Source organism: Escherichia sp. HH091_1A, assembly GCF_030295175.1.
Lineage (GTDB): Bacteria > Pseudomonadota > Gammaproteobacteria > Enterobacterales > Enterobacteriaceae > Escherichia > Escherichia coli_F.
This window is the reverse complement of record NZ_AP025747.1, coordinates 1,280,107-1,299,310: the sequence shown is the minus strand read 5'-3', so window position 1 is coordinate 1,299,310 and position 19,204 is coordinate 1,280,107. Positions and strand designations below refer to the sequence as shown.

At 51.0% G+C, this 19,204-nt stretch carries 19 protein-coding genes; 13 read left to right on the top strand and 6 right to left on the bottom strand.

The window, feature by feature from the left end; genetic code table 11:
- The first annotated feature begins 77 nt into the window (after window positions 1–77).
- A complete protein-coding gene (putA, locus tag QUF14_RS06300) occupies window positions 78–4,040 on the top strand; it encodes a trifunctional transcriptional regulator/proline dehydrogenase/L-glutamate gamma-semialdehyde dehydrogenase (RefSeq protein WP_024212184.1) in 3,963 nt (1,320 codons plus the stop codon).
- A 39-nt stretch (window positions 4,041–4,079) separates the two neighbouring features.
- On the opposite strand, the gene rutR is transcribed toward putA, so the two are convergent.
- Window positions 4,080–4,718, bottom strand: coding sequence for an HTH-type transcriptional regulator RutR (gene rutR / locus QUF14_RS06295; RefSeq protein ID WP_024212185.1), 639 nt, complete (start codon window positions 4,716–4,718; stop codon window positions 4,080–4,082).
- A 287-nt stretch (window positions 4,719–5,005) separates the two neighbouring features.
- Between rutR and rutA the strand changes: the two genes are divergently transcribed.
- The 7 genes from rutA to rutG are packed head-to-tail and all read left to right on the top strand — an operon-like array spanning window position 5,006 to window position 10,449.
- Entirely contained in the window at window positions 5,006–6,097 is a 1,092-nt protein-coding gene (gene rutA, locus QUF14_RS06290; protein WP_024212186.1) for a pyrimidine utilization protein A, read from the top strand.
- On the top strand, window positions 6,097–6,789 hold the full coding sequence (rutB, locus tag QUF14_RS06285) for a peroxyureidoacrylate/ureidoacrylate amidohydrolase RutB (RefSeq protein WP_024210573.1): 693 nt from the start codon (window positions 6,097–6,099) through the stop codon (window positions 6,787–6,789). Before rutA ends, rutB begins: the two co-directional genes overlap by 1 nt.
- Window positions 6,790–6,800: 11 nt before the next feature.
- Entirely contained in the window at window positions 6,801–7,187 is a 387-nt protein-coding gene (gene rutC / locus QUF14_RS06280) for a 3-aminoacrylate deaminase (RefSeq protein ID WP_001126780.1), read from the top strand.
- 7 nt (window positions 7,188–7,194) lie between these two features.
- Window positions 7,195–7,995, top strand: a complete 801-nt coding sequence (gene rutD, locus QUF14_RS06275; protein ID WP_024212188.1) for a pyrimidine utilization protein D — start codon at window positions 7,195–7,197, stop codon at window positions 7,993–7,995.
- 9 nt (window positions 7,996–8,004) lie between these two features.
- On the top strand, window positions 8,005–8,595 hold the full coding sequence (locus tag QUF14_RS06270) for a malonic semialdehyde reductase (RefSeq protein WP_100733685.1): 591 nt from the start codon (window positions 8,005–8,007) through the stop codon (window positions 8,593–8,595).
- Between the two features lie 10 nt (window positions 8,596–8,605).
- Window positions 8,606–9,100 (top strand): NADH-dependent FMN reductase RutF, encoded by a 495-nt coding sequence (gene rutF, locus QUF14_RS06265; RefSeq protein WP_001028095.1) that lies wholly within the window; start codon window positions 8,606–8,608, stop codon window positions 9,098–9,100.
- A 20-nt stretch (window positions 9,101–9,120) separates the two neighbouring features.
- Window positions 9,121–10,449, top strand: a complete 1,329-nt coding sequence (gene rutG, locus QUF14_RS06260; protein ID WP_001240608.1) for a pyrimidine utilization transport protein G — start codon at window positions 9,121–9,123, stop codon at window positions 10,447–10,449.
- A gap of 257 nt (window positions 10,450–10,706) precedes the next feature.
- On the opposite strand, the gene QUF14_RS06250 is transcribed toward rutG, so the two are convergent.
- Window positions 10,707–10,880, bottom strand: coding sequence for a con-10 family general stress protein (locus tag QUF14_RS06250; RefSeq protein WP_001273658.1), 174 nt, complete (start codon window positions 10,878–10,880; stop codon window positions 10,707–10,709).
- A 372-nt stretch (window positions 10,881–11,252) separates the two neighbouring features.
- Between QUF14_RS06250 and wrbA the strand changes: the two genes are divergently transcribed.
- Both wrbA and QUF14_RS06240 read left to right on the top strand, forming a co-directional pair.
- Window positions 11,253–11,849 (top strand): NAD(P)H:quinone oxidoreductase, encoded by a 597-nt coding sequence (gene wrbA, locus QUF14_RS06245; RefSeq protein WP_001151437.1) that lies wholly within the window; start codon window positions 11,253–11,255, stop codon window positions 11,847–11,849.
- Between the two features lie 20 nt (window positions 11,850–11,869).
- The gene (locus QUF14_RS06240; protein WP_001143120.1) at window positions 11,870–12,097 is read left to right on the top strand and encodes a YccJ family protein; all 228 of its coding nucleotides are present in this window, start codon (window positions 11,870–11,872) and stop codon (window positions 12,095–12,097) included.
- A gap of 377 nt (window positions 12,098–12,474) precedes the next feature.
- Here QUF14_RS06240 and QUF14_RS06235 read toward each other — a convergent pair whose 3' ends face one another.
- The 4 genes from QUF14_RS06235 to QUF14_RS06220 all read right to left on the bottom strand — a co-directional run bounded on the left by QUF14_RS06235 (window position 12,475) and on the right by QUF14_RS06220 (window position 16,331).
- Window positions 12,475–12,993, bottom strand: a complete 519-nt coding sequence (locus QUF14_RS06235; protein ID WP_000833426.1) for a hypothetical protein — start codon at window positions 12,991–12,993, stop codon at window positions 12,475–12,477.
- A 12-nt stretch (window positions 12,994–13,005) separates the two neighbouring features.
- A complete protein-coding gene (locus tag QUF14_RS06230) occupies window positions 13,006–13,344 on the bottom strand; it encodes a hypothetical protein (RefSeq protein WP_001354896.1) in 339 nt (112 codons plus the stop codon).
- A 197-nt stretch (window positions 13,345–13,541) separates the two neighbouring features.
- Entirely contained in the window at window positions 13,542–14,783 is a 1,242-nt protein-coding gene (gene agp / locus QUF14_RS06225; RefSeq protein WP_286333486.1) for a bifunctional glucose-1-phosphatase/inositol phosphatase, read from the bottom strand.
- A 294-nt stretch (window positions 14,784–15,077) separates the two neighbouring features.
- Window positions 15,078–16,331: a hypothetical protein gene (locus QUF14_RS06220; protein WP_000535374.1), complete on the bottom strand. Its 1,254-nt coding sequence runs from the start codon at window positions 16,329–16,331 to the stop codon at window positions 15,078–15,080.
- A gap of 257 nt (window positions 16,332–16,588) precedes the next feature.
- Between QUF14_RS06220 and cbpA the strand changes: the two genes are divergently transcribed.
- From cbpA to QUF14_RS06205, 3 genes are all read left to right on the top strand, one after another.
- Window positions 16,589–17,509 (top strand): curved DNA-binding protein, encoded by a 921-nt coding sequence (gene cbpA, locus QUF14_RS06215; RefSeq protein WP_000420611.1) that lies wholly within the window; start codon window positions 16,589–16,591, stop codon window positions 17,507–17,509.
- The gene (gene cbpM / locus QUF14_RS06210; protein WP_000024565.1) at window positions 17,509–17,814 is read left to right on the top strand and encodes a chaperone modulator CbpM; all 306 of its coding nucleotides are present in this window, start codon (window positions 17,509–17,511) and stop codon (window positions 17,812–17,814) included. The genes cbpA and cbpM overlap by 1 nt, the downstream gene beginning before the upstream one ends.
- A 234-nt stretch (window positions 17,815–18,048) precedes the next feature.
- Window positions 18,049–19,029, top strand: a complete 981-nt coding sequence (locus QUF14_RS06205; protein ID WP_000399629.1) for an IS110-like element IS621 family transposase — start codon at window positions 18,049–18,051, stop codon at window positions 19,027–19,029.
- Window positions 19,030–19,204 lie beyond the last annotated feature (175 nt).

Genomic DNA, 19,204 nt, shown 5'->3' with positions numbered 1-19,204 from the left:
GTTGCACAAAGTTGCAACATCATGGATATTTCACGATAACGTTAAGTTGCACCTTTCAGAACAACAGGAGTAATGGCATGGGAACCACCACCATGGGGGTTAAGCTGGACGACGCGACGCGTGAACGCATTAAGTCTGCCGCGACACGTATCGATCGCACACCGCACTGGTTAATTAAGCAGGCGATTTTTTCTTATCTTGAACAACTGGAAAACAGCGATACTCTGCCGGAGCTACCTGCGCTGCTTTCTGGCGCGGCCAATGAGAGCGATGAAGTACCGAATCCGGCAGAGGAACCACACCAGCCATTCCTCGACTTTGCCGAGCAAATTTTGCCACAGTCGGTTTCCCGTGCGGCTATCACCGCCGCCTATCGCCGCCCGGAAACCGAAGCGGTTTCTATGCTGCTGGAACAAGCTCGCCTGCCGCAGCCGGTTGCTGAACAGGCGCATAAACTGGCGTATCAACTGGCCGATAAACTGCGTAATCAAAAAAATGCCAGTGGTCGCGCAGGCATGGTTCAGGGATTATTGCAGGAGTTTTCGCTGTCATCGCAGGAAGGCGTGGCGCTGATGTGTCTGGCGGAAGCGCTATTGCGTATTCCCGACAAAGCCACCCGTGATGCGTTAATACGCGACAAAATCAGCAACGGTAACTGGCAGTCACATATTGGTCGTAGCCCGTCGCTGTTTGTTAATGCCGCCACCTGGGGGCTTCTCTTTACCGGCAAACTGGTTTCTACCCATAACGAAGCCAGCCTCTCCCGTTCGCTGAATCGCATTATCGGTAAGAGTGGCGAACCGCTGATCCGCAAAGGTGTGGATATGGCGATGCGTCTGATGGGCGAGCAGTTCGTCACTGGTGAAACCATCGCGGAAGCGTTAGCCAATGCCCGCAAGCTGGAAGAGAAAGGTTTCCGTTACTCCTACGATATGCTTGGCGAAGCCGCACTGACCGCAGCGGACGCGCAGGCATATATGGTTTCCTATCAGCAGGCGATTCACGCCATTGGTAAAGCCTCCAATGGTCGCGGCATTTATGAAGGTCCGGGCATTTCAATCAAGCTGTCGGCGCTGCATCCGCGCTACAGCCGCGCCCAGTACGATCGGGTAATGGAAGAGCTTTACCCACGTCTGAAATCATTAACCTTGCTGGCGCGTCAGTACGATATTGGTATTAACATTGATGCCGAAGAGGCCGATCGTCTGGAGATCTCCCTCGATCTGTTGGAAAAGCTTTGTTTCGAGCCTGAACTGGCAGGCTGGAACGGCATCGGTTTTGTTATTCAGGCTTATCAAAAACGCTGCCCGCTGGTGATCGATTACCTGATTGATCTCGCCACCCGCAGCCGCCGTCGTCTGATGATTCGCCTGGTGAAAGGCGCGTACTGGGATAGTGAAATCAAACGTGCGCAAATGGACGGCCTTGAAGGTTATCCGGTTTATACCCGCAAGGTGTATACCGATGTTTCTTATCTCGCTTGTGCGAAAAAGCTGCTGGCGGTGCCAAATCTCATTTACCCGCAGTTTGCAACGCACAACGCCCACACGCTGGCGGCGATTTATCAACTGGCAGGTCAAAACTACTATCCGGGTCAGTACGAGTTCCAGTGCCTGCATGGTATGGGCGAGCCACTGTATGAGCAGGTCACCGGGAAAGTTGCCGACGGTAAACTTAACCGACCGTGTCGTATTTATGCTCCGGTCGGTACCCATGAAACACTGCTGGCATATCTGGTGCGTCGCCTGCTGGAAAACGGTGCTAACACCTCGTTTGTTAACCGTATTGCTGATACCTCTTTGCCACTGGATGAACTGGTTGCCGATCCAGTCACTGCAGTAGAAAAACTGGCGCAACAGGAAGGGCAAACTGGATTACCCCATCCGAAAATTCCCCTGCCGCGCGATCTTTACGGTCACGGGCGCGACAACTCGGCAGGGCTGGATCTCGCCAATGAACACCGGCTGGCATCACTCTCCTCTGCCCTGCTCAACAGTGCACTGCAAAAATGGCAGGCCTTGCCAATGCTGGAACAACCGGTCGCGGCTGGTGAAATGTCACCCGTTATCAACCCGGCGGAACCGAAAGATATTGTGGGCTATGTGCGTGAAGCCACGCCGCGTGAAGTAGAACAGGCGCTGGAAAGTGCAGTTAATAACGCGCCAATCTGGTTTGCCACGCCTCCGGCCGAACGCGCGGCGATTTTGCATCGCGCTGCCGTACTGATGGAAAGTCAGATGCAGCAACTGATTGGTATTCTGGTACGTGAGGCCGGAAAAACCTTCAGTAACGCCATTGCCGAAGTGCGTGAAGCCGTCGATTTTCTCCACTACTACGCGGGACAGGTGCGGGATGATTTCGCTAACGAAACCCACCGTCCATTAGGGCCTGTGGTGTGTATCAGCCCGTGGAATTTCCCGCTGGCGATTTTCACCGGGCAAATCGCTGCCGCACTGGCGGCAGGTAACAGCGTACTGGCAAAACCGGCAGAACAAACGCCGCTGATTGCCGCACAAGGGATTGCCATTTTGCTGGAAGCGGGTGTACCGCCAGGCGTGGTGCAGTTGTTGCCCGGTCAGGGTGAAACCGTAGGCGCGCAACTGACGGGTGATGATCGCGTGCGCGGGGTTATGTTTACCGGTTCAACCGAAGTCGCTACGTTACTGCAACGCAATATCGCCAGCCGCCTGGACGCTCAGGGCCGCCCAATTCCACTCATTGCGGAAACCGGCGGCATGAACGCGATGATTGTCGATTCCTCCGCCCTGACCGAACAGGTCGTCGTGGATGTACTGGCCTCGGCCTTCGACAGTGCAGGTCAGCGTTGTTCGGCGCTGCGCGTGCTGTGTCTGCAAGATGAAATTGCCGACCACACGTTAAAAATGCTGCGCGGTGCAATGGCCGAATGCCGGATGGGTAATCCGGATCGCCTGACCACCGATATCGGTCCGGTGATTGATGGCGAAGCGAAGACCAATATTGAGCGCCATATTCAGACCATGCGTAGCAAAGGCCGTCCGGTGTTCCAGGCGGTGCGGGAAAACAGTGAAGATGCCCGCGAATGGCAAAGTGGCACCTTTGTCGCCCCGACGCTGATCGAACTGGATGATTTTGCCGAATTGCAAAAAGAGGTCTTTGGTCCGGTGCTGCATGTGGTGCGTTACAACCGTAACCAGTTGCCGGAACTGATCGAACAGATTAACGCTTCCGGTTATGGTCTGACGCTTGGCGTCCATACGCGCATTGATGAAACCATTGCCCAGGTCACTGGCTCGGCCCATGTCGGTAATCTGTATGTTAACCGTAATATGGTGGGCGCAGTGGTTGGGGTGCAACCATTCGGCGGCGAAGGGTTGTCCGGCACCGGGCCGAAAGCAGGCGGCCCGCTCTATCTCTACCGTCTGCTGGCGAATCGCCCGGAAAGTGCGCTGGCGGTGACACTGGCGCGTCAGGATGCAGAGTATCCGGTCGATGCACAATTGAAATCCGCATTGATCCAGCCGTTGAATGCACTGCGTGAATGGTCGGCAAACCGTCCAGAATTGCAGGCGTTATGTACGCAATATAGCGAGCTGGCGCAGGCAGGAACACAACGATTGCTGCCAGGGCCGACGGGTGAACGCAACACCTGGACGCTGCTGCCGCGTGAGCGCGTGTTGTGTATTGCGGATGATGAACAGGATGCGCTGACTCAGCTCTCCGCCGTGCTGGCAGTGGGCAGCCAGGTGCTGTGGCCTGATGATGCGCTGCATCGTCAGTTAGTGAAGGTATTGCCATCGGCAGTCAGCGAACGTATTCAACTGGCGAAAGCGGAAAATATAACCGCTCAACCATTTGATGCGGTGATCTTCCACGGTGATTCGGATCAGCTTCGCGCATTGTGTGAAGCCGTTGCCGCGCGGGATGGTGCAATTGTTTCGGTGCAGGGTTTTGCCCGTGGCGAAAGCAATATCCTTCTGGAACGGCTGTATATCGAGCGTTCGCTGAGTGTGAATACCGCTGCCGCTGGCGGTAACGCCAGTTTAATGACGATCGGTTAAATAGGTAGCCGGAGGATCTTACAACCTCCTCCGGCATCTTTAACGTGGTCGAATCCCCTCAATAATAATCCGCTGCACGTTTTCAACCGTTTGATTGAAAAACACTTCATCGCGCAACGTGGCACCTGTCACCGCCTCCACCTGAGGGGCGAAATCGGCGTAATGTTGAGTGGAAGCCCAGATCATAAAAATCAAATGCTGCGGATCAATCGGCGCGAGTTTGCCGCTTTTAACCCAACCGGCAATCAGCGCCGATTTCTCATCAATTAACGTTTTCAAATCGCCCGTTAGCTCATCCATTAATAACGGTGCGCCTGCCAGCATCTCCATACAGAACAGGCGCGAAGCCTGCGGATAATCGCGGGAGACTTCCAGCTTCAGACGGATGTACTCTTTAATCGCTGCCAGTGGGGCGAAATCTTCACGAAACGTCTTCAATGGTGCCAACCAGATATCCAGAATTTGTCGCAGCACGGCAATATACAGCGCCTCTTTAGACGGGAAGTAATACAGCAGATTGGTTTTAGAAACGCCTGCCAACTCTGCGATCTGCTCCAGCCTTGTGCCGTGAAAACCGAATTGTGAAAAAGTGTCCAGTGCTGCGCTAAGAATCGCTTTTTTCTTCGCGCTCACTGCGCGCGAACGTTTACCCGTTGTTTTCACTGCGCCTTGCGTCATGCGCTCTCCCCTCTTGTAGATTGGCAACAGGATAGCAAAACCCCCGCCCGGCCTCGACCTTCTGCACTCTCATCGCGCACGAATGCATGTTTTATGTGCAACTGTTTTGACCGTTTAGTCCACTTTTTTACAGGCATTTTAGACAACTTAACATTAACACATTAATAACATTCACTTTTTAAAAACTGGCATCCGCTTTGCAAACAAGCCATTACGCGGCTGAAAAGGATATGCAGGATGCAGCGCCCCGTCTGACTTTCACTTTACGAGACGAAGAGAGGTTGATGATGAAAATTGGCGTATTCGTACCTATTGGCAACAACGGCTGGCTCATTTCGACCCACGCGCCGCAGTACATGCCGACCTTTGAACTGAATAAAGCCATTGTGCAAAAAGCGGAGCACTACCATTTCGATTTCGCCCTGTCGATGATCAAACTGCGTGGCTTTGGCGGCAAAACTGAGTTCTGGGATCACAACCTTGAGTCGTTCACCTTGATGGCGGGGCTGGCAGCCGTGACCTCGCGCATTCAGATATACGCGACAGCTGCCACCTTAACGTTACCTCCGGCAATCGTCGCCCGTATGGCCGCAACCATTGACTCCATCTCTGGCGGGCGTTTTGGCGTAAACCTGGTGACTGGCTGGCAAAAACCCGAGTATGAGCAGATGGGCATCTGGCCTGGCGATGACTATTTTTCCCGTCGTTATGACTATCTCACCGAATATGTCCAGGTGCTGCGCGACCTGTGGGGAACGGGGAAAAGCGATTTTAAAGGCGATTTTTTCACCATGAACGATTGCCGCGTCAATCCACAACCGAGCGTACCCATGAAAGTGATCTGTGCCGGGCAAAGCGACGCTGGCATGGCGTTCTCCGCCCAGTATGCCGATTTCAACTTCTGTTTCGGCAAAGGCGTAAATACACCCACGGCTTTCGCCCCGACCGCTGCGCGGATGAAACAGGCCGCAGCGCAAACCGGGCGCGACGTTGGCTCTTATGTGTTGTTTATGGTGATTGCCGACGAAACCGACGATGCCGCTCGTGCAAAATGGGAACACTACAAAGCGGGCGCGGATGAAGAGGCGTTAAGCTGGCTAACCGAACAAAGTCAGAAAGATACCCGCTCCGGTACTGACACCAACGTCCGTCAGATGGCCGATCCCACTTCGGCGGTAAACATCAATATGGGGACGTTAGTCGGTTCTTACGCCAGTGTCGCGCGCATGTTAGATGAAGTCGCAAGCGTACCTGGTGCCGAAGGCGTGCTGTTGACCTTCGATGATTTTCTGTCGGGAATCGAAACCTTCGGCGAGCGTATTCAGCCGCTGATGCAGTGCCGCGCCCATCTCCCCGCGCTTACACAGGAGGTGGCATGATGACGACCTTAACCGCTCGACCGGAAGCCATTACCTTCGATCCGCAGCAAAGTGCGCTGATCGTGGTGGATATGCAAAACGCTTATGCCACACCAGGCGGCTACTTAGATCTCGCCGGGTTTGATGTCTCAACCACTCGCCCGGTCATTGCCAATATCCAAACTGCCGTGACCGCGGCGCGAGCAGCAGGGATGTTGATCATCTGGTTTCAAAATGGCTGGGATGAACAGTATGTCGAGGCTGGCGGCCCCGGCTCACCTAATTTTCATAAATCGAACGCCCTGAAGACCATGCGTAAGCAGCCGCAGTTGCAGGGAAAATTACTGGCGAAAGGCTCATGGGACTATCAACTGGTGGATGAGCTGGTGCCGCAGCCTGGCGATATTGTGCTGCCGAAGCCACGCTATAGCGGTTTCTTCAATACGCCGCTGGACAGCATTTTGCGCAGCCGCGGAATTCGCCACCTGATTTTCACCGGTATCGCTACCAACGTCTGCGTCGAATCGACGCTGCGCGACGGCTTTTTTCTGGAGTATTTCGGCGTGGTGCTGGAAGACGCAACCCACCAGGCGGGGCCGGAGTTTGCGCAGAAAGCCGCGTTGTTCAATATCGAAACCTTTTTTGGCTGGGTGAGCGACGTCGAAACGTTCTGCGACGCGCTTTCTCCCACGTCCTTTGCCCGTATCGCTTAAGGAGTTTAATGATGCCGAAATCCGTAATTATTCCTGCTGGCAGCAGCGCACCGCTGGCCCCCTTCGTTCCCGGCACGCTGGCTGATGGCGTGGTGTATGTCTCCGGCACGCTGGCTTTTGATCAACATAATAACGTGCTGTTTGCCGATGACCCAAAGGCGCAAACCCGCCACGTTCTGGAGACCATCCGCAAGGTTATCGAGACGGCGGGTGGCACGATGGCGGACGTGACCTTCAACAGCATCTTTATTACCGACTGGAAAAATTACGCCGCGATTAACGAAATCTACGCCGAGTTTTTCCCGGGTGACAAACCGGCGCGATTCTGCATTCAGTGCGGACTGGTAAAGCCTGACGCGCTGGTGGAAATCGCCACGATTGCGCATATCGCTAAGTGAGGTGGCGATGAAACTTTCACTCTCACCTCCCCCTTATGCTGATGCGCCCGTAGTGGTATTGATTTCGGGTCTTGGCGGCAGCGGCAATTACTGGTTGCCGCAACTGGCGGTGCTGGAGCAGGAGTATCAGGTAGTCTGTTACGACCAGCGCGGTACCGGAAATAATCCAGATACGCTGGCGGAAGACTACAGTTTGGCGCAGATGGCAGAGGAACTGCATCAGGCGCTGATGAGTGTGGGGATTGAGCGTTATGCGGTGATCGGCCATGCGCTCGGGGCGCTGGTGGGAATGCAGCTGGCGCTAGATTATCCCGCATCGGTCACTGCACTGGTCAGCGTTAACGGCTGGCTACGAATAAACGCCCATACCCGCCGCTGTTTTCAGGTTCGCGAACGATTACTGCATAGCGGCGGCGCGCAGGCATGGGTGGAAGCGCAGCCGTTGTTCCTCTACCCCGCCGACTGGATGGCGGCCCGCGCCCCTCGCCTTGAAGCGGAGGACGCGCTGGCACTGGCGCATTTTCAGGGCAAAAACAATTTACTGCGTCGACTTAACGCCCTCAAACGTGCTGACTTTAGTCGCCATACGGATCGCATCCGCTGCCCGGTGCAAATCATCTGCGCCAGTGATGATCTGCTCGTGCCATCAGCATGTTCCAGTGAACTTCATGCCGCCCTGCCCGATAGCCAGAAAATGGTGATGCGCTATGGCGGACACGCCTGCAACGTGACTGATCCCGAAACGTTTAATGCTCTGTTACTCAACGGGCTTGCCAGCCTGTTACATCACCGTGAAGCCGCCCTGTAAGGAATTGCTATGAACGAAGCCGTTAGCCCTGGTGCGCTTAGCACCCTGTTCACCGATGCCCGCACTCACAACGGCTGGCGGGAGACACCCGTCAGCGATGAGACATTACGGGAGATTTATGCCCTGATGAAATGGGGGCCGACATCAGCTAACTGTTCTCCGGCACGGATCGTGTTTATCCGCACTGCAGAAGGAAAAGAACGTCTGCGCCCGGCGCTTTCCAGCGGCAATCTGCAAAAAACCCTGACCGCGCCCGTCACCGCGATCGTCGCCTGGGACAGTGAATTTTATGAACGGTTACCACAGCTGTTTCCTCACGGCGATGCCCGCAGTTGGTTTACCTCCAGCCCACAACTTGCCGAAGAAACAGCGTTTCGCAACAGTTCCATGCAGGCGGCCTATCTGATCGTCGCCTGCCGGGCGCTGGGGCTGGATACCGGCCCGATGTCCGGCTTTGACCGTCAACACGTGGACGACGCCTTTTTTACGGGCAGCACGCTGAAGAGCAATCTGCTGATTAATATCGGCTATGACGATAGCAGCAAGCTTTATGCGCGCCTGCCACGTCTGTCCTTTGAAGAAGCCTGCGGGCTGTTGTAAGGAGCAAACTATGAACATTGTCGATCAACAAACTTTTCGCGATGCGATGTCCTGCATGGGCGCGGCGGTCAATATCATCACCACGGACGGTCCAGCCGGGCGCGCCGGGTTCACCGCCAGCGCCGTCTGCAGCGTGACCGATACGCCGCCCACATTACTGGTGTGCCTGAATCGTGGGGCGTCCGTCTGGCCGGTATTCAATGAAAATCGAACGCTGTGTGTAAATACACTTAGCGCCGGGCAGGAGCCGCTTTCAAACCTTTTTGGCGGCAAAACGCCCATGGAACACCGCTTTGCCGCCGCCCGCTGGCAGACTGGTGTGACCGGATGCCCGCAACTGGAAGAAGCACTGGTTTCGTTTGACTGCCGTATCAGCCAGGTGGTGAGCGTCGGCACCCACGACATTCTGTTTTGCGCCATCGAAGCGATTCATCGTCACGCCACCCCCTACGGGCTGGTGTGGTTTGATCGCAGTTATCACGCGCTGATGCGCCCTGCTTGTTAACCTCCTTAAGGAGACAGCTGATGGCAATGTTCGGTTTTCCTCACTGGCAGTTAAAATCGACCTCTATAGAGAGCGGCGTGGTCGCGCCGGATGAACGATTGCCGTTTGCTCAGACGGCAATAATGGGCGTTCAACACGCGGTGGCGATGTTTGGCGCGACGGTGTTAATGCCGATTCTGATGGGGCTGGATCCCAACCTTTCCATTTTAATGTCGGGGATCGGCACGTTACTGTTTTTCTTTATTACCGGCGGACGCGTCCCCAGTTATCTCGGTTCCAGCGCGGCTTTTGTCGGCGTGGTGATCGCCGCGACGGGCTTTAATGGTCAGGGAATTAATCCGAATATCAGCATCGCGCTGGGCGGGATTATCGCCTGTGGGCTGGTTTATACCGTCATTGGCCTGGTGGTGATGAAAATCGGTACGCGCTGGATTGAACGACTAATGCCGCCGGTTGTGACGGGTGCGGTGGTGATGGCGATTGGCCTGAACTTAGCGCCTATCGCAGTGAAAAGTGTATCGGCTTCGGCCTTTGATAGCTGGATGGCGGTAATGACGGTGCTGTGTATTGGGCTGGTGGCGGTGTTTACCCGTGGCATGATCCAGCGATTATTGATTCTCGTAGGATTAATTGTCGCCTGTCTGCTGTATGGCGTGATGACCAACGTTTTAGGGCTGGGAAAAGCCGTCGATTTTACTCTCGTCAGCCATGCTACCTGGTTCGGTCTGCCACATTTTTCCACTCCTGCTTTTAATGGTCAGGCAATGCTGCTGATTGCGCCCGTGGCGGTGATTCTGGTGGCGGAAAACTTAGGTCATCTCAAGGCGGTCGCCGGGATGACCGGACGCAATATGGACCCGTATATGGGGCGGGCATTCGTGGGCGATGGGCTGGCAACGATGCTTTCCGGCTCTGTCGGCGGTAGCGGCGTAACCACCTATGCTGAAAATATCGGTGTGATGGCCGTGACCAAAGTCTACTCGACGCTGGTGTTTGTTGCTGCTGCCGTCATCGCCTTGCTGTTGGGCTTTTCGCCGAAATTTGGCGCGCTGATCCATACCATTCCTGAACCGGTGATTGGTGGTGCTTCAATTGTTGTGTTCGGGCTGATTGCCGTCGCAGGCGCACGGATCTGGGTACAAAACCGTGTCGATTTAAGCCAGAACGGTAATTTGATTATGGTCGCAGTAACCTTAGTGCTGGGCGCGGGTGATTTTGCTCTCACGCTGGGCGGTTTTACGTTGGGAGGGATCGGTACAGCAACCTTTGGCGCGATTTTACTCAATGCGTTGTTGAGCAGAAGGTTGGTTGACGTTCCTCCGCCAGAAGTTGTTCATCAGGAACCATAAACAGAAAACCGCCGGGATTACCGGCGGTGCAGATTGTTGACAACGTGCGCATTGTTCATGCCGGATGCGGCGTGAACGCCTTATCCGGCCTACAAAACAGTGCAAATTCAATATATTGCAATCTTCTGGTAGGCCTGATAAGCATCGCGCATCAGGCAAGCTTACATTTGTCATCTGTATCAACCGCCGGGGTAACCAGCGGTGATGGCTTTTTGACGAGCTACAGACAAAAATGCATGCGTCATTGATTAGCCCGGCTAGTTGTCGCTTTTACCGTGACTGCTCTTGCCACCTTTTTTACCTGCTTCTGATGCGCGCTGCGGGTCATTTTTGAAATTACCCCCGCTGTGCTGTCCACCTTTTTTACCTGCTTCTGATGCTCTTTCGCGGTCTTCTGCAAAATTGCCGGAACCGCCTCGATGGTTTGCCATTACTGACCTCCGTCTGGGTATAGACATCATATTGCATAGAATTAACGCGGCGTATGGCGGCTGCCATATTTTCGCTACGTGGGACTAAGCTTAGTGAACTGACGCGGGCAGACCCGCGTTTGGTAATATCCTGCAACAGCTTCTTAGCGAGAATAGATATCATCTCCAATAATTATCTATAAGCCGCTCTTATGATTAAAAAAACGCGATGAGATAAAAATGTGTCATTTTGCGACAAAATTACGTGCTTGTGAAAGTTGTTATAAATCAAATAAGTGGTTGTGAAATTTGCACTCTGAAAAGGACGTCTTATCTTTAAATAAGTGGTAGCGAATCGCTACGGAATAGAGATAACACGAGGAGTAGTTAGAAATGGCTAAAGTTCTGGTGCTTTATTATTCCATGTACGGACATATTGAAACGATGGCGCGCGCAGTCGCTGAAGGCGCAAGCAAAGTGGATGGCGCAGAAGTTGTCGTTAAGCGTGTACCGGAAACCATGCCGCCGCAATTATTCGAAAAAGCAGGCGGTAAAACGCAAACTGCACCGGTTGCAACCCCGCAAGAACTGGCCGATTACGACGCCATTATTTTTGGTACACCTACCCGCTTTGGCAACATGTCCGGTCAAATGCGTACCTTCCTCGACCAGACGGGCGGCCTGTGGGCTTCCGGCGCACTGTACGGCAAACTGGCGAGCGTCTTTAGTTCCACCGGTACTGGCGGCGGTCAGGAACAAACCATCACATCCACCTGGACGACCCTTGCGCATCACGGCATGGTGATTGTCCCCATTGGCTACGCAGCGCAGGAATTATTTGACGTTTCACAGGTTCGCGGCGGTACGCCGTACGGCGCAACCACCATCGCAGGCGGTGACGGTTCACGCCAGCCCAGCCAGGAAGAACTGTCTATTGCTCGTTATCAAGGGGAATATGTCGCAGGTCTGGCAGTTAAACTTAACGGCTAATCTTCAACAGGAGGATACGCATGCCAACTCAAGAAGCGAAAGCTCATCACGTCGGTGAATGGGCATCTCTGCGCAATACGTCGCCGGAAATAGCCGAGGCCATTTTCGAAGTCGCCGGGTACGACGAAAAAATGGCGGAAAAGATTTGGGAAGAAGGTAGCGATGAAGTGTTAGTTAAAGCCTTTGCTAAAACCGATAAAGATTCGCTTTTTTGGGGCGAACAGACCATCGAACGTAAAAACGTTTAATCCTGAACCTCCCCCGTAGTGAACGGGGGAGTTTTCGATTATTCATTGACCAACGTCTCATACCCTGTTTTTACTATGAGATATTCAATCACGTTATCAAATAAAAATCGATATCATTGCGGTAAGCTTGTTATTGATTATAAATATGGGTAATAAGCGATATCCAGCATGAATTTGATTGTACAGGGTATTTCCTATATAGCCATTGGTTAAACCCGGAAGATAAGATACCTCCGGCTGAAAAATCCATCCCGGCGATGAAGGATGTGATATTTTCGTAATTCTCTTACAGGATAAACATCCCTGGACACGCCCTGAACACCAGGACATTTTCCAATAGATTATTTTTATTCATCAATACCCACGGGCGAGGTTCATCAAAATATCTCATTATCTTTTAAAACTGCCCAGTCCGTTATAACGGACGTTATCTGGCGCACGCTGAAGTGGGCATGATACTCACTTTCATTAAAATGCTCGACATGATTTGCTAATCGCTGAGCAAGATAATTGACGTTCAGTCTGTGCCAAATTTTTAGCAAAAAATAGCAAATTTCAAGCCGGGCATTTATCAAAGCATCCTCATTTACTTCACCATGAACAATAAAGTCACGCATAAACTGCAGGTGTTTAATTAATAAAATCCATTCACTTTCAGTAAGATAGTTTTTCCCACGCAGATTATAATACAGAGATTTGATTAATGGGATCTTCTGCTTATGGCGCTTTGACCGCGCTGAGCACAATATTTGTTCTATCAGGCCAAGCGTCCCTTTCTGACGCAACCAGCACCGGAGTTCAGACTGCGCGCTAATGCCGCGAGCCACCGACAAATGTATTTGGGTAAGCAATGCGTATAAACCTAATAAAAACGCATCGTGATAATACCGCTTCATTACCCACCTCTGTTATCGTAATTTTTTAAACAAATAATCATATAAAATTTCGGCAATGAATTCTGCATGTTCACGTCGCACAATGACATTCATAACGTAATATTGCGCAGCAATTTCATTGATAAAATGTTCAGGCAGTATGAATACGCGTGCATAAGCCGAGTATATTTCCAGTATTTCATTTGAGATGTTTTCAAGATCAACGCAATAATTTGTCACATCATAAAAAAGATTAGCGTATTTTTTATTAATTATGCTAAGGCATATAAATGGGGCATTTAATTTTTCACACAATTGCCAGTGCGTTCTTTCATTTTCTCCCTTCCATGTATACTTCATTTTGTCAGCCATCCTTTGATTTACGCGTCTGAAGTTTACCACTGTGTCTGGGGTAAACCATGCGTTCTATGGTAAAAATTATACGAGATGTGGCGCTGCGTAATATTCTGCTCCCTCAATATATTTCTGGTGAATATGTTCCAGTTTAATTGGGAAGATCTGCATGTGATCTTCCCAATTTTATGACTACAAAATGTCAATAGCCGGGTTTATTTCACCGCTTCATTCAACACGCTATCAAACTTATCCATTGGGCAGAAACCATCAGCGTCTATCGGGCAGCCGGTTAATTCCAGCGTCACGCGCTGAGCCGGAGCCTGCAACGTTAACGCATCAGCATTACGCAACTGTTCCGCACTCTGGTACACATATTCAATTTTCATCAAATCGCGATTAGCTTTGCTGTCATGCCAACGCTGGAAAACGATTTTACCGCCAATCGGCGTGCGTTCGTTCTGGTCATGCAACTGATACGGTTTGAAATCCAGTGCCGTTAACAGAGAGGCAATGTTTGAGTCGTGCCCCACCAGCACCGTGATTTTCGGTGCACTGGCGCGATCTGTCACCAGCGCTTTGTCGATATAACTGACCAGTGGTTTCGCAACATTGCGCGCCACTTCCGGTGAGGTAAACAGGCTATCCTGGTAACCGTTTTTCAGCTTCGACAACACTTTCCACTGTTGGTCAGATTTGATTTCTCCCCACGCCACCTGATCCATCGGGAAACCTTCGTAGTATTGCAAAGTAAACGCATCTACCAGCGAGTTGCCGACTTTCAGCGGCCCGGAAACGCCCGGTTCTTGTTGATACTTCGCGCTAAAGGTGTTTTTGCCATCTACAAGCGAACACTGTTGCTTCTCTTTACAGGCAGGAGAATCTTTATAGTTAACGATTTTTTCCAGTAGCTTGTAGCTGTCGGTAAGCTGGAGTTTGCCGAGCTCTTTCTCCATTGCCGCCACCGCCTGTTCACTGAATGCGGCGGAATCATCGGTGATCACCGGGTTAAAGGTTGGGTCCATGGTGCCCATTTTTTCCTGGTGATGAACAGGAATATCACACCCGGGGAATGCGCCGGTAATAAAGAACTGCGCGGTCGCGACGGTGCGTTGCAGACTATTGGCATAGGCATAAACGGTGTCCGGCGGCGGGCATTCACCCGATTTCACCATCCCCTGCTCTGCCAGCCATTCACGCATGTAATGGCCCATATACACTTCGAGTACTCCCCCTTTAGTGGTGAGCTGCCCACCGGGAACGTCCCATTCTGGCCATTTATTCGGCGTCGACTGCTCCAGCACACTGCCATTGTTCGCCAGCGGCGCACGTAAGTTATGGCGGCTCATCATGAGCACTTGCTGCAACTGATAGCCTTCCGGTACGGTTTGTGCCTGAGCATTTGAAGCGAGTAAAACTATCCCTGCCACAGCTGCGGCGATTAGCGTTTTGTTCATTCCTGGCACCTCTTTTGTTATCAATCACCAAAGAGTGTGACAGAAATATGACATTTTTCCGGGAACAGGTTCGCAAAATGGCTTGTTAAGTGCCTGTTTTTCTATATTTGTCATTAAAAAAAGGCAAGATTTGACGCAACCTATGCATGATTGGCCCCTGCCTCGTGTACGCCGTTGATGATTTCACCATGGGCTAGACAGAATATCACCGACGTTATCGATACAGGGGCAATATTTACTAGTAAAAAGAGAATGTGAGACTAATAAAAACTATTTTAGCACATGTCTTTATCATTAGATGGCATAACGATTTAAATAGTCCAGTTGCGCTTTCATTTCCTTATGGTTTAACTGGTATGACTGAGCAAAAAGTTCAGTAGGGAGGTAAACGTCATAATGATTGCCAGTATTTATTAAATAACCATACTCAAGATCTTCATCTGTTGAAAAGGATTCACTCCCCAAGGAGATTGATCCCACATTACAGGTAACAATAAACAATGAACAAATGCTATCTGAAAGCACAGCAAGAAAATTCTTCACCGCTTTAACCTTTTCCGGAGAGTCGGTATTTAAAACAAGCGAACCCTTGTTATCATTAAATATAAACTCGGGTAAATGCAATATGCATCTTTCGTCATTCAAGCAACTACCAATGAATTCTTTTTTAAACTTAATAAAATTCGACGCTAAAGAATTACCCATATCCTGAATTTGGTTGTCAGAATGCAGATCAACGCAAAATAATGTCTTAATATCTTCCCTGAGATTAAAGAATGCCGCATCAGCAAGAGCCTCGATCGTTTGTTTATCAACAATTTTAATAAACTCTTCGTATACTTCCTTTGGCGTCTTATGACTGCCCAGCGCCCATGAATAATCAAAGTGTTTTAAAACCAGTATGGCCCTTAACAGACAATATCCATCGCCATCTACAGGAGCATATTTTAATCCGAATGCCTGGTTAGTTTCACGCTGAATAAAAGATATACTAGACAAATCAATACCAGTATCTAAATCAGATATTCCCGGCGTATTTATCCGTTTTGGCTGGACACTCGTAATTTCATCATCATCAAAGCAATACTCAGAAAAAACATCATTACACTCATTTAAGATATCAACATATGCTATAAATTTATACCAACAGCTACTTTTAAAGCCTGCAATAGCCTGTGAAAACATACCCGGCAAGGATATATTAACAAGCTCTCTTTCTTGAAAATATTGTATAGTATAGGTAATGCCTCCTGAATCCCCTGAATAAGTGTTTGTATCATGAGTACGTAATGTTTTCATAAATGAAGATAAATCATTATCATTTTGCATTTCCTCTAATTCTGTTTCTAGTGATTCACACACCAGGCATGAAATATTTTCTTCTTTCCGCATGATTTCATTGTACAACCGCATAAAACACTCTAGTTTTTGTTCAAAAAGCGTGATTGAACATTTTTGATTTTCTTCGCGCCTGGTTTTTATATCGGCCCAGGCTGTTTTCAAATAATTATTAGCACTGCAACTTACTCCATGTATATTACTACCCATATATAGCGCCTATAAAATTTAATAAATAATGACGTCCTAGTTAAGCTTAAAGTGCCTGATTTAACTATCAAAAATCGCTCACCCTTTTACCTGTTTAAACTATGCTCAGCAATCCATCTTGACGCCACCTCCTCTCCACGATGATTTCAATAACATATTCTGTGTTGGCATATGAAATTTTGAGGATTACCCTACACTTATAGGAGTTACCTTACAGGGGTTCCTTCAATTTGTGTTGATTTACGCGAGATAACGCTATGGAACTAAAGGATTATTACGCCATCATGGGCGTGAAACCGACGGACGATCTCAAGACAATCAAGACCGCCTATCGTCGACTGGCCCGCAAATACCATCCAGACGTCAGCAAAGAACCGGATGCCGAAGCCCGCTTCAAAGAGGTCGCTGAAGCCTGGGAAGTGTTAAGTGATGAACAACGTCGCGCTGAGTATGATCAGATGTGGCAACATCGCAACGATCCGCAATTTAACCGTCAATTCCATCATGACGACGGTCAGAGTTTTAACGCCGAAGATTTTGACGATATCTTCTCGTCAATTTTCGGTCAGCATGCCCGCCAGAGCCGTCAACGCCCCGCCACCCGCGGCCACGATATTGAAATCGAAGTGGCGGTATTCCTGGAAGAAACGCTTACTGAGCACAAGCGTACCATCAGCTATAACCTGCCGGTTTATAACGCCTTTGGCATGATCGAACAGGAAATCCCGAAAACGCTGAATGTGAAGATCCCGGCGGGCGTCGGCAATGGTCAACGCATCCGCCTGAAAGGCCAGGGGACGCCGGGCGAAAATGGCGGCCCAAATGGCGATTTGTGGCTGGTGATTCATATTGCGCCGCATCCATTGTTTGATATTGTCGGCCAGGATCTGGAAATTGTGGTGCCGGTTAGCCCGTGGGAAGCGGCGCTGGGTGCTAAAGTCACCGTTCCAACACTGAAAGAAAGCATTTTGCTAACTATCCCGCCGGGCAGTCAGGCCGGACAACGATTACGCGTTAAAGGCAAAGGCCTGGTGAGCAAAAAACAGACCGGCGATCTGTATGCGGTACTGAAAATCGTGATGCCGCCGAAACCGGATGAAAATACGGCCGCGCTGTGGCAGCAACTGGCAGACGCCCAGTCGTCTTTTGATCCACGTAAAGATTGGGGGAAAGCATGATGGCTAATGTTACGGTGACTTTTACTATTACCGAATTTTGCCTACATACCGGCATCTCTGAAGAGGAATTGAATGAAATTGTCGGTTTGGGGGTGGTTGAACCGCGAGAGCGCCTGGAAACAACCTGGGTATTTGACGACCATGCCGCCATTGTGGTGCAACGTGCGGTACGTCTGCGTCATGAACTGGCACTGGACTGGCCGGGGATCGCGGTGGCGCTATCATTAATGGATGATATTGCGCACCTGAAGCAGGAAAACCGCCTGCTGCGCCAGCGGCTTTCCCGATTTGTGGCTCATCCGTGAGTTTGTTGCCTGATGCGACGCTTAACGCGTCTTATCAGGCCTTGTATTATCCCTCCTGTGCAGAGAAAATCGGCCAGTTTTCTCTGCCTGCAGTCCGCATGCCGTATCGGGCCTTAGGTTTTCAACCTGTTGCGTAGATTTATGCAGCGGACTGCCTTTCTCCCAAAGTGATAAACCGGACAGTATCATGGACCGGTTTTCCCGGTAATCCGTATTTGCAAGGTTGGTTTCACGATGGAACATGAACTTCATTATATCGGTATCGACACCGCTAAAGAGAAACTGGATGTCGATGTGTTGCGTCCTGATGGTCGTCATCGCACCAAAAAATTCGCTAACACCACTAAAGGGCACGATGAGCTGGTGAGCTGGCTGAAGGGTCACAAGATTGACCATGCGCATATCTGCATCGAAGCGACCGGCACCTATATGGAACCTGTCGCAGAGTGCCTTTACGATGCAGGCTACATAGTGTCAGTCATTAATCCTGCGTTGGGTAAAGCTTTCGCTCAGAGTGAAGGACTGCGTAACAAGACTGATACCGTGGATGCGCGCATGCTGGCAGAGTTCTGTCGTCAGAAGCGCCCTGCAGCCTGGGAAGCGCCTCACCCGCTTGAACGCGCGTTGCGTGCCCTGGTAGTACGCCACCAGGCGCTGACAGATATGCACACGCAGGAACTGAACCGCACTGAAACGGCGCGGGAAGTCCAGAGACCGAGCATTGATGCTCACCTTCTGTGGCTTGAAGCAGAGCTGAAGCGTCTTGAGAAGCAGATAAAAGACCTGACAGACGATGATCCGGATATGAAACACCGCAGGAAACTGCTGGAAAGTATCCCGGGTATCGGAGAGAAAACATCTGCGGTATTACTGGCTTATATCGGTCTGAAGGACCGCTTCGCCCATGCCAGACAGTTCGCCGCTTTTGCGGGTCTGACACCACGGCGTTATGAATCAGGCAGTAGTGTGAGAGGGGCAAGCCGGTTGAGTAAAGCCGGACATGTGTCGCTTCGCAGGGCGTTGTATATGCCTGCAATGGTAGCCACCAGTAAGACTGAGTGGGGACGGGCGTTCCGCGACCGTCTGGCGGCTAATGGCAAGAAAGGAAAAGTGATTCTCGGCGCGATGATGCGCAAGCTGGCACAGGTGGCGTATGGAGTGCTGAAGTCAGGCGTACCGTTCGATGCGTCACGGCATAATCCGGTAGCTGCGTAAAAATCGCGGAAGGGATGAAAAAAACAGCGCCTGACGGCGCTGTGTCTGGCATGCCTGCAATCTGGGAAACCAGGGTAGAAAAAAACTTGCAGGCCATAACAGTATCTACAAAGCGCACTGTCCCCGTAGGCCGGATAAGGTTCATGCCGCATCCGGCGGATCTGCCTTAATGTCT

What these genes read in the sequence shown, in the direction of transcription:
- putA (WP_024212184.1), top strand. Translation starts at nt 78, where the DNA reads ATGGGAACCACCACCATGGGGGTTAAGCTGGACGACGCGACGCGTGAA.
- rutR (WP_024212185.1), bottom strand. Translation starts at nt 4,718, where the DNA reads ATGACGCAAGGCGCAGTGAAAACAACGGGTAAACGTTCGCGCGCAGTG.
- rutA (WP_024212186.1), top strand. Translation starts at nt 5,006, where the DNA reads ATGAAAATTGGCGTATTCGTACCTATTGGCAACAACGGCTGGCTCATT.
- rutB (WP_024210573.1), top strand. Translation starts at nt 6,097, where the DNA reads ATGACGACCTTAACCGCTCGACCGGAAGCCATTACCTTCGATCCGCAG.
- rutC (WP_001126780.1), top strand. Translation starts at nt 6,801, where the DNA reads ATGCCGAAATCCGTAATTATTCCTGCTGGCAGCAGCGCACCGCTGGCC.
- rutD (WP_024212188.1), top strand. Translation starts at nt 7,195, where the DNA reads ATGAAACTTTCACTCTCACCTCCCCCTTATGCTGATGCGCCCGTAGTG.
- QUF14_RS06270 (WP_100733685.1), top strand. Translation starts at nt 8,005, where the DNA reads ATGAACGAAGCCGTTAGCCCTGGTGCGCTTAGCACCCTGTTCACCGAT.
- rutF (WP_001028095.1), top strand. Translation starts at nt 8,606, where the DNA reads ATGAACATTGTCGATCAACAAACTTTTCGCGATGCGATGTCCTGCATG.
- rutG (WP_001240608.1), top strand. Translation starts at nt 9,121, where the DNA reads ATGGCAATGTTCGGTTTTCCTCACTGGCAGTTAAAATCGACCTCTATA.
- QUF14_RS06250 (WP_001273658.1), bottom strand. Translation starts at nt 10,880, where the DNA reads ATGGCAAACCATCGAGGCGGTTCCGGCAATTTTGCAGAAGACCGCGAA.
- wrbA (WP_001151437.1), top strand. Translation starts at nt 11,253, where the DNA reads ATGGCTAAAGTTCTGGTGCTTTATTATTCCATGTACGGACATATTGAA.
- QUF14_RS06240 (WP_001143120.1), top strand. Translation starts at nt 11,870, where the DNA reads ATGCCAACTCAAGAAGCGAAAGCTCATCACGTCGGTGAATGGGCATCT.
- QUF14_RS06235 (WP_000833426.1), bottom strand. Translation starts at nt 12,993, where the DNA reads ATGAAGCGGTATTATCACGATGCGTTTTTATTAGGTTTATACGCATTG.
- QUF14_RS06230 (WP_001354896.1), bottom strand. Translation starts at nt 13,344, where the DNA reads ATGGCTGACAAAATGAAGTATACATGGAAGGGAGAAAATGAAAGAACG.
- agp (WP_286333486.1), bottom strand. Translation starts at nt 14,783, where the DNA reads ATGAACAAAACGCTAATCGCCGCAGCTGTGGCAGGGATAGTTTTACTC.
- QUF14_RS06220 (WP_000535374.1), bottom strand. Translation starts at nt 16,331, where the DNA reads ATGGGTAGTAATATACATGGAGTAAGTTGCAGTGCTAATAATTATTTG.
- cbpA (WP_000420611.1), top strand. Translation starts at nt 16,589, where the DNA reads ATGGAACTAAAGGATTATTACGCCATCATGGGCGTGAAACCGACGGAC.
- cbpM (WP_000024565.1), top strand. Translation starts at nt 17,509, where the DNA reads ATGGCTAATGTTACGGTGACTTTTACTATTACCGAATTTTGCCTACAT.
- QUF14_RS06205 (WP_000399629.1), top strand. Translation starts at nt 18,049, where the DNA reads ATGGAACATGAACTTCATTATATCGGTATCGACACCGCTAAAGAGAAA.